Below are 15,858 nucleotides of genomic sequence, written 5' to 3'. Positions count from 1 at the left end.
ATCATAATAACTAAATCAAACTATATAGCTTCTTTAGAAACACAATAAACATTGAAATTACATCCAAACAAATAATAAAAATACCAATTTCTTAACCGCAAATTTCCTTATTTATAAAATTACTAATCAAAAATCTACCAAGAGCTTCACTTGCAAAGCCGAAATTATACACATTCTTATTTCTAAATTCCAATATTTTTTGCTCCCAAGATTCTAAAGAATAATAAATCTCATCAACAATCTCTAAAAACCCATTTTCAACCAACTCGCATTTGATTCCTAGATTACTATCTAGTCTTGGACTATCGCTAATGCTAGGTGATAATGAAATAATTGGAAATGTATTAATAGTAGTGGTAATCCCACCTACAAAAGCAAAACTACTACTATAAACATCTTCACTAATCTCCCAAGAATCACTAATTATAAAATTGTCATTTATCTGCAACGATTCTATTATCTCATTTGCTTCGCCCCACTTATAAGGACCTTCAAAGAATCTTCTATCTCTGTATATCACTCTATATTTGCTAAGAGCTACTTTTATAAGTGGTAAAAATTTGAAAAACTCATCTTTATTATATGGAGCAAAAAGTATTGAATCTTTTTTTGTTATCTTAATTTCCTTAGCTATTAGATCAAACCCTAAATAACCACATTCTATCATCTTAAGATTCTCTAAATTTTTAGCCTTAAAATTATCAAGACCGATACTTAAATAATCAATCCTATCTCCATAGTACTTCTCCACATCGATATTAGACCAATCAGTTAAAGCATGTCCTATGTATAAAGTAGGAACATTTCTATTCTTTATACTTGTAGTTGAAGTTTTACATAGTGCGGTTAAAAAATCTAATTCTTCTGTATGCTCTAGCGGATAACATACGGCTAACATTCTATCTTGATATGGACTATTTTGTATCTTTTGTGTTATTTTTATATATGAAGCCTTAGTTGCACATATGTATAAAATATTTACACTTGAATTATCAAGTAAATAGTCATCTAAATACCCTATATGCTTATCATTTGCTATGCCACATAGCTCTATTCCTATTATGTTTTGCCGCTTTAGAATCCAAACTTGTTCTTTTAGCTTTTTAGCTACTTTTAGTGCATATTCTACAAAGGCATTTTCATTATATTTGATATTTAGAGATTCTAGCTTCTCTTTTAGAATTGTTATTGTTTTTTCATTTGCACCTATTACTTTATTATTTGCTAGAAGTACAACAGAATTACTAGAGATAATAGAATCTTTTTTAGTCTCCAAGCTTGTAAGAGGAGATGAATCATCAATGAAGTCTATAATACACTCCATTTTGCCCCCCCCCCCGCAGAGGTTATCATTCTCTATATACTCTACCATAGCTCCAAGTAATGATCCAGAAATACCATGCGGATACACAAAGAACTTTTTACTTGCAACTAAAGAGTTATTCACATTTTTCCTTTCTCCCTTATTTGGTTACCTTCACACTCCATGCACGAATCTTATAAGGGATTTGTATAATATCCATATCTTTAATCTTATCTTCAATCATAGATAAGATTTCTTGCCATCTAGATTCTCCTGCTTGAGCTTGTATATCATTTACAGAATGCCAAGCACCAAGATATCTAGCCTTATCCATAGTTTCTATATAATCACTCTCTAAAAAGAAACAATCCTTAAAATCACCAGTGCTTACTAAAATATCTTCCCATTTTTTGACATTTTGGCTACCACTGCTTACTCTATTTAATTCCGGAACAATACGCTTTATTTCTTCTTCAATATCAGAAAATAAAGAACCTTCTATAATGTTTCTGGGATTCCAAATAGCGGTAAAATATGCCCCCCCCCCGCAGAAGATTTTAGAATCCTCTTAAACTCGGGTAGCGATTTTTTAGGATCAGTCCAGTGAAATGAACTAGCCATAATCACCCAATCTGCATAATTTGAAGTAACTCCTGTTTCTTCACCGCTTCCCTTTTGCCATTTTATATTTGTATTTTGTGTGTATTTAATTCCCTCTTCTCTCATATTATCATTTGGCTCTACTGCTAGGACATTTAAGCCCATTTCATCAAGCATTTTAGTAAGTTTCCCAGTTCCAGCTCCTACCTCTACTACTTGTAATTCATTTAATGGCTTTTGTTCATCGTTAATACAAGCTATTAGCTTTTTAAGTAGCATTTCACTATACGCTGGACGATTATGGTAGTGCTTTGCTACTTTTGTAAAATCACCTTGTTGCATATTGTTCCTTTTTTTGATTTAATCTTTGATTATAACAAACCTAGTATAAAAATACATTTATATTTATTCCAATCTATGCATTTTGCATATTTCTATAAACTCTTTATAATACTTCCAATCTTCCATAATATCCTTGCAATATTTTTTAACATTAAAGAATCTTTTTTATTGCTCCTTAAATGTTCTAAAATATCATCTGAATTAATATATAAATTCTCTTGGTATTTAAGCATTTCTTCTATCTTTCTTACAAAATACCTCAAATATTCTATAACCTCATTATATCTTTCTACATCTGCTCTTAATGCTTCTAGGTCATCTTAAAAAATGCACACATCATATATAGTTGCAATAAACCCAATTTCACTAGATAGACTGCACAAACCTTGCTTTTTAGATTCAACAATATTTAAAAATACAATCTTTATTTTCCTATTTTCTAAGATTACTTTCATCTCCAATGGTAGCCATAAATATGCACTACCCTTAAAATAATTTGCCATTAATACATCATTACAATTTTAACTATCCACTCTAAGCCCAAAGTCTTGCATAATATTTCTCATTTTTAAATCAATACTTGGCTTATTTAGCTCTTTTGTATCTATGAATCTTACATTTTCATCTAGCAACTTACAATATTCTTTAAACACAAAAACACTGCTCCACTCTTTAATGTATATCTGTTTTAAAATAGGTTGCTTTTTATAATCTATAAACACAGATAAAAACGGATCATTTAAATAAAATTGGCTTCTTTTAATCATATCACTTCTATGCCACCTACCCCACCTTGCTAAGACATGTCTAAGCAACTCTATAGGGTCTCTTACTTGGCAGAATCTCCCAATTTCATCTCTGCATATAAGACTAAAGAATTTATTTTTATCATCTACATTTCCACCAACAATCTTAGTATTACTAAGATCAAAGCAATAATTATATTTTAAATCTTTTCTATACTATAATATATAAGAGTAGCACTCCTTAGCACTCTTGCAATCATAAGCAATAATAATCTTTAAATTCTCAACTTTATTTGCAAAATATTCAATAATACCATTTATGTCAGTGCCATGTGGATACAACCATATAAACTTACACTCTCTAGGCAATGGTAAATTAAGATTAAAAGCTTGCTTTGAGGAGATATTCTTATAGTCTGCACTCTTTGGATTAATTAGTGGTGGATATGGATAGTTTTCTTTTTTATATTTATAAAACTCGCTAGATTCTAGCCATTGTTTAATAATCAAAAAGTTATCTAAAAAATAAGCAAAATTATTCAGAATTGTATCAAGCAAATATTGATAACCAACAGAAGCTTCAATAACACTCTTTACATCTATAAACTCAACAATCCCCTTACTATGTGCAAAATATACTAAATCGTTTATAGAATCTGATAAAGCAGGTATATTTACACCACCACACTCTCTTTTAGTCCTAGCAACAATTTTTCTAAACTTAAAAAACCCACTAAAACGCCACTTTGCATTATCTCTTATAATCATATCTCCAAGCAATCTAACAACATGAGTTCTATAAGCTAAACTTTCATTATAATCACTACATTCTTCTAAGCTTAAATATTCTAGTTGTGGGAATAACTTTGTTGTATCTCTATATATTTTTAAATTCTTAGTATGATTCCTTTTAATTTTTAAAAGTGCAACTATTAAGCATAATTGCCACTCCCCCCCCCCCGCAGGTATTTTGTATTATCTCACTACCCATTTTATAGGCAATACAATTTTGTTCCCTATGTATTGCAGAATCTATCTTTATCATACAATGTTCTTAAACTAAATTGTTACTCTCTTTAAAATTTCATCTAATTTTTTATCCAAATTATTTTGCTCACTATTTTCTATAACTACATCTGCATTTGGATTATCATATGCTATATCAATTCCTACTACATCTCTTATCTCTCCATTTAATGCCTTACTATATAGCCCCTTTTGATCGCGTCTTTTTAACTCTTCTAAATCACATTTTACATACACTTCAAGGTAATTTTTCAAAGTCTCTCTATTATATTGATAAATCTCATCAAACAAAGAAATAGTAGTAACCACAACAACCTGCCCTTGAGAGCTTAGAAAATGTGCAAATTTCGAGCGTTTGAGTGCTACTTCAATCCTTCCTTCTCTATCATATCCATAAGCTCCAAGCAAGTCTCTTAACTCATCACCATCTAAATACACTACATTTGGAATCTTTTCTCTTAATTTTTGGCTCAAAGCCCTACCTATCGTGCTTTTACCACTTCCAGCTAAGCCACATAGCCATATTACAAGCCCACGCCCATCTTTATCCACAACACACATCTATACAAATTCCTTAATTGCCTCTATTACAAATTGCACTTCTTCATCAATTAAATGCTCACCCATAGGGATTGATAGAATCTCATCTTGCCACATATTTGCATTGGTTGTTTTGCTATCAATCACATATTCTTTATTACTGAATGCAGGTGTATTAGGCAGTGCATTAGGATAGTGAAGCCCTATTTCTATACCTTTAGATTCTAAATGTTTGATTAGAGCTTCCCTATTTTTAATCCTAATTACAAATAAATGCCAAACACTCATGCAAGATTCTTTAACCTCCGGTAAAATCACACAACCACTCAAACCTTCTAAATACATTTTAGAAACTTCATTTCTCCTTTGTATCCATTTATCTAAATGCCTTAATTTCACCCTCAATATCGCTGCTTGCATACTATCAAGTCTAGAATTACGCCCTGCAATTATATGTTCATACTTTTTTAATCCACCATGTGTGCTAATGGCCTTACATTTCTCCAATAGTGCAAAATCTTTACTAACAATAGCTCCTCCATCTCCATAAGCACCAAGATTCTTGCCCGGATAGAAACTAAATGTAGCAATATCACCAAAACTGCCAACCCTCTTACCATTAAATGTAGCTCCATGTGCTTGAGCACAATCTTCAATAACTTTTAAATTATTACTCTTTGCTAACTCTAATATCTCATTAATTCTAGCTGACTGACCATAAAGATGCACCGCAACAATAGCAGAAGTATTTTTATTAATCTTACTCCTTAAGTCATCTATATCAATAGTATAATCACTAGCACAATCAACAAAGACAACTTTTAAATTATTCCTAACCACAGCTTCAGCACTCGCTGCAAATGTATTAGCAGGGACTAATACCTCAGAATCGTTTGGTAAATTTAGTGCTTCAATGGCAATTTCTAATGCATCAGTTCCATTTGCAACACCTAAACAATGCATACCTCCACCAATATACTCAGCAAACTCTCTTTCAAACTCCCTTACACTCTCTCCACCAACAAAAGAGCTACTTTCAATCACTTCACAAATCGCCCCATCTATCTCATCTTTGATACTTAAATATTGTTTGTGTAAATCTAAAAATTTTATAGCCATATAGCCCCCATCCAAGAATAATCAGTATAGCTCTCATACACAGAAGAATCCAAAATCTCTCTCCAAGCCTCTTTCATAGAATCATTCCATGAAATATCATCAAAAAGCATTACCCCTCCCCCACTCATAAAAGGAAGTATAGTTTTAAAATACTCCAAAGTAGCCTCTTTATTATGATGTCCATCGATAAAAGCAAAATCAATAGGAGAGATTCTATCTAGCACACCATCTAAGATAGCATCAAACCTACCTTCTATAACTTCGATATTTTCTAAGTTAAAAAATTTATGATTTTCTCTTGCTACTTTGGCTAGGCTTTCACTTCCTTCAATAGTATAAATTTTACATTCAGGTAGAAAATGCGCCATATATGAGCTAGAAAACCCACAGCAAGTGCCAAGTTCTAATATTGTCTTTGGGTTTAATGTTTGGAAGATTTCATAGATTTGTAGTGCTTTTTCTTTTTTTACCCCTATTGTTGCAAAATCACTTAAAGCCACCTTTAACTCTACACCCTTTTTCATTTGTTCTTTTGTTCTTTTTTCATCAGCCTTTCCAGCACCATAATCAACTATATCTAATACAATATCGCTTTCTTTTAACTCATCTCTCCTTTTTTCTATCTTTTCTACAATGTCTAAAAATTCCATTTTAAAGCTCCCTTATCATTCTTGCAGGATTACCAGCATAGATTCCCTTTTTTGTAATATCCTTTGTAACCACACTTCCAGCACCTATAACAACTCCATCACAAATACTAACAGGCAAAATTGTTGCATTTGAACCAATGCTCACATTATTGCCTATGCTCGTATTTTTCCATAAACTCTTATCGCCATATGCAGGACCACCACTATCAAAAATATCATTTATAAACATAACACCATGTGCTATAAAGCAAGATTCTCCAATATTTACCAACTCACATATAAAACTATGACTTTGCACTCTTGTATTTGCACCAATATTCACACCACTCTGAATCTCCACAAAAGGTCCCACAAACACATTATCACCCAAAGAACAACCATACAAATTACAAGGCTCCATAATTTTTACACCACTACCCATTTTTACATTAATTATCCCGCTTTGTATTAGAGTGAAGCTCTCTTTGTTCTCCAGTTCCACTTTTATTATCTGTGGGCTTGATGAGAAACTTTCTGCCCTTGATGATGATATATGGAGGCTCGAAGTTTGGCATTGAAGTGGCGCGAATAATTTTTTCAATTAATTTGCCCCCCCCCCCGCAGAGAATCTCTAGCTTAATGTGCTTTAAGCTTTCAATTTCACTTCTTAGATGAAATTCTTTTTTAGCTTCAATAGCACTTTGAGACTTTAGCGTATATCTACCATAAATCATATTTTCTAAATTTTTACAAAATAGCTCTACTCCATGAGAATTTGCTAACTCTAAAAGCTCATCTACAAAACAATCTTGTGGAATAGGAAATCTTTTTTCAAAGACAATATCTCCACTATCAATCCCACAATCAAGCTTATGCAAGGTTACTCCAAACTCTTTATCCTCATTCATAATTGCAAAAGAAAACTGGTTGCAGCCCCTATATTCAGGCAATGGTGCTAAGTGTAAATTAAATGCCATTTCTTTTATGCTTTTTATATGAGATTCTTTTAATATTTCATCATATTGCACAGAAAATAAAATATCAGCCCCTAAAGTATGCAAATCATCTAAACAATCTAAAAGCTTTATATTTTTCTCTTTGCAAAATTCTACTATTGTCTCTCCCCTCTGTCCAGCCAATACTGCCACAAGGCTAACCCCTAAAGATTCTTGTCTAAAATACAAATCTTCCAAGCAAATTCTTCCTATATTTTTTGTGCCTAAAAATACAATCTTCTTCATAAATACCTCTACATTCCAAGACGACATTTTTTAGGGTGGAATTGCAAAAATACTTCCTTACCAGTTTCAATAGATTCATACATAGCAATAATTAACTCCAAACTCTTCCTCCCCTCTAGCCCATCAACTAATGCTTTTTTATTATTAATAATAGAATCTAACACATGCAAATAATACTCTCTATGCCCAAACCCATACACATTTGGTGGATTTACAGAGTATTTTTCTATAACTTCATCATCACTAGGAAGTCTATCTTTAAACTGCCAATGTCTTATTTCATTTACGGCAAATCCTCCAATTTCTACACTACCATTCTCTCCTAAAATAGAAATACTCCCCTCTAAATCCTTAGGTCTAGTGGCAGTTGTAGCTTCAATCACACCTAAAGCACCATTTTTAAACTTCAACACAGCAACTCCAGTATCCTCTGTCTCTATATCGCTTAGTGCGGTTCTTGCCTTAGCAAACACACTCTCTACATCACCAAGCATCCACTCTAATAAATCTATATGATGACTTGCTTGATTTGTAAATACACCACCATCCATAGCCCAAGTACCACGCCAAGAATCTTGCCTATAATAGCTATTATCCCTGCACCATCTAACCCTAATACTTCCCATTACAAGCCTACCAAACCGCCCACTCTCTAATGCTTCTCTTAATTTTTGCACAGGCAAATTATATCTATTTTGCTTCACTACAAAAAGCCTAATCCCATACTTATCGCATGCTTCTATCATTTTATCAGCATCATCTAGTGTTAATGCCATTGGCTTTTCTACAATTATATGCTTTTTATAAGGTGCAACTTCAAGTGTATTTTTTGCATGAAGCCCACTTGGAGTTAAGATTGATATTATATCTATATAGTTATAGTGAGAATCCATCATAGATTCTAAGCTTGTAAAATAAGGAACTTTATACTTTTCTCCAAAACTTTTTGCCCTATTTTCATCAATATCACATACACAAACCAATCTAGCACCACTTATCTCACCCTTACTTAAAAGCTCTGCATGACGCACAGCTATCCTGCCACACCCAAGTAATGCTACACCTAGCATAATATATCCTTCTCTATTCTATTGATAATTGCATCAAAATTACACTCACCACGAACAAAATAGCTCTTAGAATCTATCATTTTGCCTAAATTTTCTTTTGCAATTTTTAAAATTTCATTACAATCTTGGCTCCAAAACATCAAATTATTTTGCACTAAATATTGATCATGCACAAGCCAAATAGAGCGTGTAGAAATAGTAGGAATCCCATAGCACACAGATTCTAGATTCATAGTCCCTCCGCCGCCAATAAAGAGATCAATAAATGGATAAAATTCCTCTGGTTTTAACTTTTCTTCTAAAATTGTAGCAATGTTACCAAAATCATTTTTCAATCTTTCCTTCTCATATCTTGGCATGATTACAATGTTTGCATCAATTTCCTTCTTTAATAGTGGGATAACTTCATAAATAGTAGGGATCTGCTCTTTTACATAATGTGCCTTATATTCCTCTTCTCTAACTAAAATAGTAGGCTTAGAAATATCAAGCCCATATCTAATCCTAAAGTCATTTTTAGAATCTTTTTTAATATTATTTATCCATAAAGCTACATCAATGAATGGATATGGGATTATTTGCTCCTCATCAAGTGCAAAACGCAAAATAAGTTCTTTAGGAAAAATAAAAGGATAAAAAAACAGCTTTGAAAAAGGCAAAGTAAGCCTTGCAACTGCTGTTAGCTCTTTTGGACATGCTTCATCTTTTGGGGTTGTAAAAGCTGGGGTATCATAGATATTCACCACAGGAATCCCAATCCCATAAGCCACCTGCACACTATCTACCACTGCTCCACAGATTAGAACTTTAGGCACTCCTCTAGCTTTAAATAAATCTAATATTTCTTTTTGACGAAAGATTCTAGCTTCAAACTTCTCTAACAAACTAGCCCCACCATACTCACCAAGAACAATATGTGGAATCTTTTGTAATTCTAAAATCTCTTTAGCTTCAGTGTAGTTTGGTGCATAGCGAGTAGTTACTAAGACTTCATGACCACGCTTTTGTAACTCACCAATCATAATAGAAAAAAACATAGCATATTTAGGAGTAGCAACATCAATCCAAATCATTTATCCCTCTAAAAGTGCAAAATAACTTTAGATTATAAAGAAATTATCCTAAGATTTCCTTTATTTTTAATGCTATAAACTCACTAGAATTTCCTATATTATATATCTCATCATCTCTATATTTTTGTATTTCTTGTTTGTATTTTTGTAAAGTATCGATATTGCTTAATATTTTTAAAGAATCTCTTATATCTGAAGCATTATGAGCTATTAGATGCATTGTTTTATTATAAGCATATATGTTTTCTATACCTATCCCAACTTCAGCTTCACTTAGTAAAACTATTGCAGGTTTTAGAGAAACTAGTGGATATGTATAAGATAGCGAGCTAGAATCACAAAGCAATGCAAAGCTTTTATACATAGCAAGACTTAAAGAATCTACCTTTTGTTTTGCTTTTAAAGTTTCACATAAATTGCCATTATCAAAGATAAAATTTTCATATTCTTGTAATTTTAAAAGCTTTTTAGTATTTTTTTGTTTTTCTGATTCTACTAATATTGGGTGTCCTCTCATAATAATAGGAATCCCACTTTCTAATAACTCTAAAATAACACTAAAAATGGAATCTTCTAAAAACTTTGAGATATAACTAGGAGCTATAAGAAGATATTCGCCCCCCCCCCCCGCAGAGAATAGGAGATATAGCATTATAACTTTGCAAAGATACATCAAAGCTAGGATAGCCAGATTTTATTATGCAACTTTTATCTATTTTATATTTTTCACAGCTTAATTCAAGCAATCTTACCTCACTTTTGCTATGACATAAATGATAATGAGATCTCAAAAGCCTAGTTTGCAGAATTGAGTTATAGAAATATTTCTCCTCTTTCTTCCAACATAATTGCTTTAATATAGAGTTAAACACATGATTTACATAGAATATTTTTGGAGATTCCTTTAATCTATATAACCTTAAGTTAAAAGCAGATACAATCCCATTTAAATCAAACATATACAAATATAAGCAATCAGCATACAACACATAAGAATCAAAAGAAATGTTTCTATTTTCTACACAATAAATAAAAGTAAATCCATATTGCTTTAAACTATCCACAATCGTGCTTGTATGCTTACATATCTTATGAATTGAGGCTGGGATAATACCTATGTCTATTTTTTTATGAAAGTTTACTTGTTGTTTTGTGTTTTGCAGATGAATATCTATGGCAATTTCAAGCCTTGAAATTGAATCTTTATTTAAATAACATAAAAAATAACCACAAAATTCATTTAAAATCCTAATAATCCCTAAAGTATCTATTATTATTTTTTTACCATTTATTGTGCAACTGGGTACTTCACGCCTTAGTCTTGAGCAAATTTCATCTACAAAGACACTTAACAAATCGTCTTTAGATATTTTAGATTCTACTTGTGCTTGAAGTATATATTCTCCACCAAGTTTTAGTGCTTGTGCTATTTTTATAGCATTATTTAAGTGATCATTTGACATTTGAGTGAATATTTTCATTTTCTCTTCTCCAGTTCCCTAAAAATCGCAAGTCTAATATCAAATAAATTTCCACTCACACCAAACAACTTAGAATAACATAAACTCTCCGGTGCAATAAATCCCTTTTTATCAAGCCTCCAAGCAAATTCATCTAAAAAATATTTACTAAGCAATTTTCGTAAAATATATTTACTATAACCATTTTTAAATTTTAAAGACGAATCTAGCCTAAATGCAAACTCAACAAGCCTAAAATCAGTAAAAGGGGTGCGATTTTCTAAAGAAAAAAACATAGAATTTCTATCTTCATATCTTAATAAATTTGGAAGATTAAAATACAAAACATCAAGCAGTAATCCTTCATCAAAAGATTCCTTAAATCTATCCAGCAAATGCTCAAAGCTAGGGGGATTAAACCCAAATTCCTGCAATTTATTTATACCATATTCATTATCCCGCATAAAAAGCCTTAGCTTCAATTTGTCACCCAAAGAACATTTAAGTCCAAAGACATATTCATCTAGCGCATCTTTTCCATATAAATTTACTCTATTCTCAAATTCTTCTTTATTTTTATATATATATCTACCGACATGATGATAATACCCACCAAAGCACTCATCAGCACCCTGACCACCTATTATTACCTTATGCGTTTTTGAAACTTCTTTAAAGAGTAAAAATTGAGCATAAATAGAAAAACTCCTAAAAATCTCATCTTGTGCAAAAACTAAATTCCTAAAATCATCTCTTATAGATTCCAAGTTTGCATTAATGATATTTACATTTATTTTTAGCGAATCTTCTAGCTTTCTTATATATTCTCCCTCGCCAAATTGATAAAACTCATCAAATGAAAGCCCAAAAAATTCACAACTTTTACCCAAATTTTTCGCCATATAAGCAAGAAGTGTACTATCAATCCCACCAGAGACTGACATCGATAATGGAACATCACTTCGCATTCTTAAAAGCAAAGAATCACTCAATAAAGTTTCTAATTCTTCTAATGCCAAAGCTTCATCGCAAATTACATTATCAATCCTTAAATCCCAATACCTCTCTAAATGCAACTTGCTATTTTTATACACCCCAAAATGTGCCTTTGGGAACTCTAAAATATCCTTATATATTGTCTTGCCGTTACTTCCATTGCTAAAGAGTAACCACTTTGATACCTCATCTCTATCAAACTCAACACCAAGCACTTTTAACAATGCTTTAATTTCTGAAGAAAAAATCAACTTATTGTTTTTAAGCGAATAAAAAAGAGGCTTATTTCCAAGTCTATCTCTTGCTAGAAAGAAACTCTGATCTCTTGTATCAAAAATAACAAAAGCAAAATCACCATTTAGATACCTTAAAGAATCCTTGCCATATTTTACATACATTGCTAGTAAAACTTCTGTATCGCTTGTAGTGCGAAATTCCACACCTTCTTTTGCTAGTTCTTCTTTAAGTTCTAAATAATTATAAATCTCCCCATTAAAAATAAGCACCAAATGTGGATAAAGAGAAGATATAAAGGGTTGATTTGCTCCACTATCCAAATCAATAATACTTAAACGATTATGAAAAAGTCCAACTCCACCCTCTACAAACTCTCCACTAAAATCAGGTCCTCTATGTATTAAAGTTGCATTTGCTTCTTTAAATTCCTCTACCCTATCACCTATTTCACCACCAAAAACACTACACATAACTCTCTGCTTTTTCTAAAAGTAAAAGCAGTATTTTTTCAATTTTTTGTTGTGAAACTCCTAAATTATAGATATTTTCACTTCGATATTTCCTTAAACTTTCTTTTAATTCCATACCATGCTCTAGCACCTCTTTTTCTAATTTCAACCCTTCATTTAAGAGAGTTTCCACGCTATCACCAACTCTATGTAAAGTTGGATTAGCAAAACTAAAACCATATCTTACCTGCCTTAAATCATGTTCTTTTTTATTTGGTGCAAATAATAAAGTAGGTTTTAGAGAACTCCAAGGAGTGCTATATGATACAGATGAAGTATCTGTTATAACTATACCTCTAGCTAGAGATTCTTGTGTGATTTTAGGATCTCTATCGATACTAAAATTATCATTTTGCATAAATTCCTCCAGCGGTCTATAAATATTGCTTGAAGAATAATTATCAAGGTACTCTATATTCATATGGGGACGAAATCTTATCTTTTTACCAGCCTTTAGAAATACTCTAATAACTTCCACTATCATGCTTATTTCTGTGCTTTTTGGTATATAATAAAAATATTCTGCTCCATAGTTTGCTATATTTTCTTTTATTTTGTTATCTAGTGATGGAGAGCCAGCTTCAAGCGGTATAGCAGGTATGTTGCACTCTCTAAATAGATTGCTTAAGGCTTGAAAAGAAAGCTTGTCAATAGCCAAATAATAATCAAAAGTTAGAAAATTTGCCCTTGCTATTTTATCAACCCTACTAATCGTCAAAAGGCAATAATCAAATGCTTCACACACACTATGACCAGCCCCGATAACTATTCTTTTTTCATCTCTTAATCTTGGGCGATTCTTGCCATACATCCACACAAGCTTTTTTGGTGTAAAATAGTCAGATAGTATCCAAGGAGCAATAATTATCCTTGTATTTTGCAACTTATCTCCTAATTTAACATATGAATCATAATCCCAAAAAAACAAAGTCGTATCTATTGCTTTTGATTTCAAAAATTGATCCAAAGCCAAACTTTGAACACTAACTAATTTATTTACATCTAGGCACACACCACTAGTTACACTTAGATCAAAACCGCTCTTTTCAATTAACTCCCTTAAACATTCACAAAAATTTCGAACTTGATAATTCAATTTCAATAAAATATCATCATCTATAAAGCGAGAAAAACTAAAGTAAAAATAGCAATAATGTTGTAATAATCGTATATCTTTAATATGTAAAAAGTTAGCATCTAAAAAGAAGCAGTTAGATAAATGCCCCCCCCCCGCAGATAATTTATTAAATTCTTGTGCAAGTAGTTTTGCGGCATATTCTCTACCACATAGAGCATTTACACCATTCTCCTTGCATTTAGCAAATAATATATCACCAACTTCACCAGCACATACAAGTAATGGAATATATGAGTTTAAAATTTCATCTCTCTTCTCACTTAGACTAGAGCCACACACTCTGTCATCTATAAATATCGCCTCAAAATCACCAAGCAAATCTTTATACATGGCAACCAACGCATTAGAACAAGAATCATTTGGATATATAAAAGCTTTTTTAATCAACATAACTCTCCTTTATTTTTTAAAAACTCAATAACTTCTCTTGCCACCATTTTATTACCTAACTCATTACAATGAATCCAATAATTAGTAAAAATAGATTCTAAAGAATCTTTTGTAACCTCATTTAAATCATACAAAAATTCACAATCATATAGCTTTGATTTTAGATATTCTATTAATTTTGGCGTATCTTGTATTATTTTATTTTGATATATTGCAGTTTTAGCAAAAAATTCTTCTTCTTTTTTACGCATATTTTGCTCTTCTTGTGTCCATTTTAGCTTGCATGGTAGTAATGGCTGGATAAAGGAATAAAATGCCCCCCCCCCCGCAGAGACAATAGCATTAAATTGTCTCAATCTAGATTCAATTGCATTAATGGTATCTTCATAGCTAATCTCTTTATTTATACCATCTTCTAAATTACCCATCTCTGTCCAAAGTGGCATTTTAGATTCAACGCTTTTTTTATATAAGTATTCATATACACCAGTTGTATATATCATCTTGTGCCTCTTTACCATCATGCTATCAGATACACTTGATACTCTAAAGTCAGTCCCAGCAAAGAAGCTAAGAGTAATATCAGGTTTTAGTGGATAGACAAGTGCATTATAAAGCATCATTTGCTCATATATCGTATATCCTGTAACACCAAAATTAAGCACAATATATGAATCTCCCAAACTCTCCCTCATATATCCTGTAATACTTTTAGAAAAATCCATATATTCAACTCTTAAAGCACTATTGCCAAAACACGCTATAAGCTTTGTATCTTTATCTCTTTGACTTACAGATTCAAAATCTATTTTTTCTATAAAATAAAAATTATCATCATGTTTTTTATTATTAGACTTAACAACACAAAATCCGGGATAATTAATCCAAGTTCCACTAAGATCAAGTGATTTTTTAGATAGAGACAGAATCTTAGAAAATATAGTAGCATTGTTAATTGTGTTATCTATTTTATCTCTTAACTTCTTTGCTTCCATACTTCTTTGCAACTTAAGTTCTCTATGCTTTTTTACTATATTTTCTATTTTTATATGAATCTCTTCAAGTTCAAAATCCGATTCCTTTAACTCTGTAAATAATGAATCTGTATTTGGAAAACAAGAAGCAAGTAAATACTGCACACTATTTTTGTAGCTTTCATTATAAAAATGTTTTATTTTACTTTCATCAACAAACAAAGATATAAGCTTATCTCTAATCTTAAGTGTAGGCTCTTTGTGAAAAGTAGAAATAAAAACCAAATCAATTTCATCTAAAGATATATCCTTTAGAGTTGTGAATTTACAATCCAACATACCAATAACACTAAAATCCAAATTATCATCTACGACATACAAATCAAAATCAAAATTCTTTAAAAATTCATAAGCACAAAATCCGCTCCACCCATAACCATAAATTAATATTTTCTTTCTCATTTT

17 protein-coding genes and 2 pseudogenes are annotated in these 15,858 nt (G+C 31.5%); all 19 read right to left on the bottom strand.

The genetic code is table 11. The features are described 5' to 3' along the window. Positions 1–91: 91 nt before the first annotated feature. The 19 genes and pseudogenes from PF022_RS06375 to PF022_RS06290 all read right to left on the bottom strand — a co-directional run bounded on the left by PF022_RS06375 (position 92) and on the right by PF022_RS06290 (position 15,855). Positions 92–1,447 carry a hypothetical protein gene (locus tag PF022_RS06375; protein ID WP_271020636.1) on the bottom strand — a complete coding sequence of 452 codons (1,356 nt, stop codon included), beginning with the start codon at positions 1,445–1,447 and terminating at the stop codon, positions 92–94. A gap of 16 nt (positions 1,448–1,463) precedes the next feature. Next, positions 1,464–2,245 (bottom strand): annotated as a pseudogene (locus PF022_RS06370) (class I SAM-dependent methyltransferase). Between the two features lie 63 nt (positions 2,246–2,308). After that, positions 2,309–2,550: pseudogene (locus tag PF022_RS08915) on the bottom strand (DUF2972 domain-containing protein); the annotation flags it as partial. 15 nt (positions 2,551–2,565) lie between these two features. Further along, complete coding sequence (locus tag PF022_RS06365) at positions 2,566–2,748, bottom strand: hypothetical protein (RefSeq protein WP_271020634.1); 183 nt, start codon at positions 2,746–2,748, stop codon at positions 2,566–2,568. An 18-nt stretch (positions 2,749–2,766) separates the two neighbouring features. Beyond that, positions 2,767–3,012 (bottom strand): hypothetical protein, encoded by a 246-nt coding sequence (locus PF022_RS06360; RefSeq protein ID WP_271023255.1) that lies wholly within the window; start codon positions 3,010–3,012, stop codon positions 2,767–2,769. Between the two features lie 195 nt (positions 3,013–3,207). After that, positions 3,208–3,759, bottom strand: a complete 552-nt coding sequence (locus PF022_RS06355) for a hypothetical protein (protein ID WP_271023253.1) — start codon at positions 3,757–3,759, stop codon at positions 3,208–3,210. Positions 3,760–3,901: 142 nt separating this feature from the next. After that, positions 3,902–4,036, bottom strand: a complete 135-nt coding sequence (locus PF022_RS06350; RefSeq protein ID WP_271020631.1) for a hypothetical protein — start codon at positions 4,034–4,036, stop codon at positions 3,902–3,904. Positions 4,037–4,050: 14 nt separating this feature from the next. Then, positions 4,051–4,578, bottom strand: coding sequence for an adenylyl-sulfate kinase (gene cysC / locus PF022_RS06345; protein WP_271020630.1), 528 nt, complete (start codon positions 4,576–4,578; stop codon positions 4,051–4,053). Beyond that, on the bottom strand, positions 4,579–5,676 hold the full coding sequence (locus PF022_RS06340; protein ID WP_271020629.1) for a DegT/DnrJ/EryC1/StrS family aminotransferase: 1,098 nt from the start codon (positions 5,674–5,676) through the stop codon (positions 4,579–4,581). It lies immediately after the preceding gene. After that, positions 5,667–6,326 (bottom strand): O-methyltransferase, encoded by a 660-nt coding sequence (locus tag PF022_RS06335; RefSeq protein ID WP_271020628.1) that lies wholly within the window; start codon positions 6,324–6,326, stop codon positions 5,667–5,669. Before PF022_RS06335 ends, PF022_RS06340 begins: the two co-directional genes overlap by 10 nt. A 1-nt stretch (position 6,327) precedes the next feature. Continuing rightward, positions 6,328–6,747, bottom strand: coding sequence for an acyltransferase (locus PF022_RS06330; RefSeq protein ID WP_271020988.1), 420 nt, complete (start codon positions 6,745–6,747; stop codon positions 6,328–6,330). Positions 6,748–6,754: 7 nt separating this feature from the next. Then, positions 6,755–7,546 carry a formyltransferase family protein gene (locus PF022_RS06325; protein ID WP_271023251.1) on the bottom strand — a complete coding sequence of 264 codons (792 nt, stop codon included), beginning with the start codon at positions 7,544–7,546 and terminating at the stop codon, positions 6,755–6,757. 8 nt (positions 7,547–7,554) lie between these two features. Continuing rightward, positions 7,555–8,616 (bottom strand): Gfo/Idh/MocA family protein, encoded by a 1,062-nt coding sequence (locus tag PF022_RS06320; protein ID WP_271023249.1) that lies wholly within the window; start codon positions 8,614–8,616, stop codon positions 7,555–7,557. Then, a complete protein-coding gene (locus tag PF022_RS06315) occupies positions 8,610–9,689 on the bottom strand; it encodes a DUF354 domain-containing protein (protein WP_271023247.1) in 1,080 nt (359 codons plus the stop codon). The genes PF022_RS06320 and PF022_RS06315 overlap by 7 nt, the downstream gene beginning before the upstream one ends. Before the next feature lie 43 nt (positions 9,690–9,732). Next, positions 9,733–10,341 carry a hypothetical protein gene (locus tag PF022_RS06310; protein ID WP_271023245.1) on the bottom strand — a complete coding sequence of 203 codons (609 nt, stop codon included), beginning with the start codon at positions 10,339–10,341 and terminating at the stop codon, positions 9,733–9,735. Further along, the gene (locus tag PF022_RS06305; protein WP_271023242.1) at positions 10,283–11,170 is read right to left on the bottom strand and encodes a hypothetical protein; all 888 of its coding nucleotides are present in this window, start codon (positions 11,168–11,170) and stop codon (positions 10,283–10,285) included. The genes PF022_RS06310 and PF022_RS06305 overlap by 59 nt, the downstream gene beginning before the upstream one ends. Further along, positions 11,167–12,852 carry an asparagine synthase (glutamine-hydrolyzing) gene (asnB, locus tag PF022_RS06300; protein WP_271023240.1) on the bottom strand — a complete coding sequence of 562 codons (1,686 nt, stop codon included), beginning with the start codon at positions 12,850–12,852 and terminating at the stop codon, positions 11,167–11,169. The genes PF022_RS06305 and asnB overlap by 4 nt, the downstream gene beginning before the upstream one ends. Continuing rightward, entirely contained in the window at positions 12,845–14,419 is a 1,575-nt protein-coding gene (locus PF022_RS06295; protein ID WP_271023237.1) for a hypothetical protein, read from the bottom strand. Before PF022_RS06295 ends, asnB begins: the two co-directional genes overlap by 8 nt. Next, positions 14,413–15,855, bottom strand: coding sequence for a hypothetical protein (locus PF022_RS06290; protein WP_271023235.1), 1,443 nt, complete (start codon positions 15,853–15,855; stop codon positions 14,413–14,415). Before PF022_RS06290 ends, PF022_RS06295 begins: the two co-directional genes overlap by 7 nt. Between the last annotated feature and the right edge of the window lie 3 nt (positions 15,856–15,858).

The organism is Helicobacter sp. WB40 (assembly GCF_027859275.1).
Lineage (GTDB): Bacteria > Campylobacterota > Campylobacteria > Campylobacterales > Helicobacteraceae > Helicobacter_D > Helicobacter_D ibis.
Note: the sequence above shows the minus strand (reverse complement) of the source record. Positions and strands in the feature narration are given on the sequence as shown.

Excerpts from the sequence above, each read along its gene's own strand:
- PF022_RS06365 (WP_271020634.1), bottom strand. The coding sequence starts at position 2,748 with ATGGCAAATTATTTTAAGGGTAGTGCATATTTATGGCTACCATTGGAG.
- PF022_RS06360 (WP_271023255.1), bottom strand. The coding sequence starts at position 3,012 with ATGATTAAAAGAAGCCAATTTTATTTAAATGATCCGTTTTTATCTGTG.
- PF022_RS06355 (WP_271023253.1), bottom strand. The coding sequence starts at position 3,759 with ATGATTATAAGAGATAATGCAAAGTGGCGTTTTAGTGGGTTTTTTAAG.
- PF022_RS06350 (WP_271020631.1), bottom strand. The coding sequence starts at position 4,036 with ATGATAAAGATAGATTCTGCAATACATAGGGAACAAAATTGTATTGCC.
- cysC (WP_271020630.1), bottom strand. The coding sequence starts at position 4,578 with ATGTGTGTTGTGGATAAAGATGGGCGTGGGCTTGTAATATGGCTATGT.
- PF022_RS06340 (WP_271020629.1), bottom strand. The coding sequence starts at position 5,676 with ATGGCTATAAAATTTTTAGATTTACACAAACAATATTTAAGTATCAAA.
- PF022_RS06335 (WP_271020628.1), bottom strand. The coding sequence starts at position 6,326 with ATGGAATTTTTAGACATTGTAGAAAAGATAGAAAAAAGGAGAGATGAG.
- PF022_RS06330 (WP_271020988.1), bottom strand. The coding sequence starts at position 6,747 with ATGGGTAGTGGTGTAAAAATTATGGAGCCTTGTAATTTGTATGGTTGT.
- PF022_RS06325 (WP_271023251.1), bottom strand. The coding sequence starts at position 7,546 with ATGAAGAAGATTGTATTTTTAGGCACAAAAAATATAGGAAGAATTTGC.
- PF022_RS06320 (WP_271023249.1), bottom strand. The coding sequence starts at position 8,616 with ATGCTAGGTGTAGCATTACTTGGGTGTGGCAGGATAGCTGTGCGTCAT.
- PF022_RS06315 (WP_271023247.1), bottom strand. The coding sequence starts at position 9,689 with ATGATTTGGATTGATGTTGCTACTCCTAAATATGCTATGTTTTTTTCT.
- PF022_RS06310 (WP_271023245.1), bottom strand. The coding sequence starts at position 10,341 with ATGCTATATCTCCTATTCTCTGCGGGGGGGGGGGGCGAATATCTTCTT.
- PF022_RS06305 (WP_271023242.1), bottom strand. The coding sequence starts at position 11,170 with ATGAAAATATTCACTCAAATGTCAAATGATCACTTAAATAATGCTATA.
- asnB (WP_271023240.1), bottom strand. The coding sequence starts at position 12,852 with ATGTGTAGTGTTTTTGGTGGTGAAATAGGTGATAGGGTAGAGGAATTT.
- PF022_RS06295 (WP_271023237.1), bottom strand. The coding sequence starts at position 14,419 with ATGTTGATTAAAAAAGCTTTTATATATCCAAATGATTCTTGTTCTAAT.
- PF022_RS06290 (WP_271023235.1), bottom strand. The coding sequence starts at position 15,855 with ATGAGAAAGAAAATATTAATTTATGGTTATGGGTGGAGCGGATTTTGT.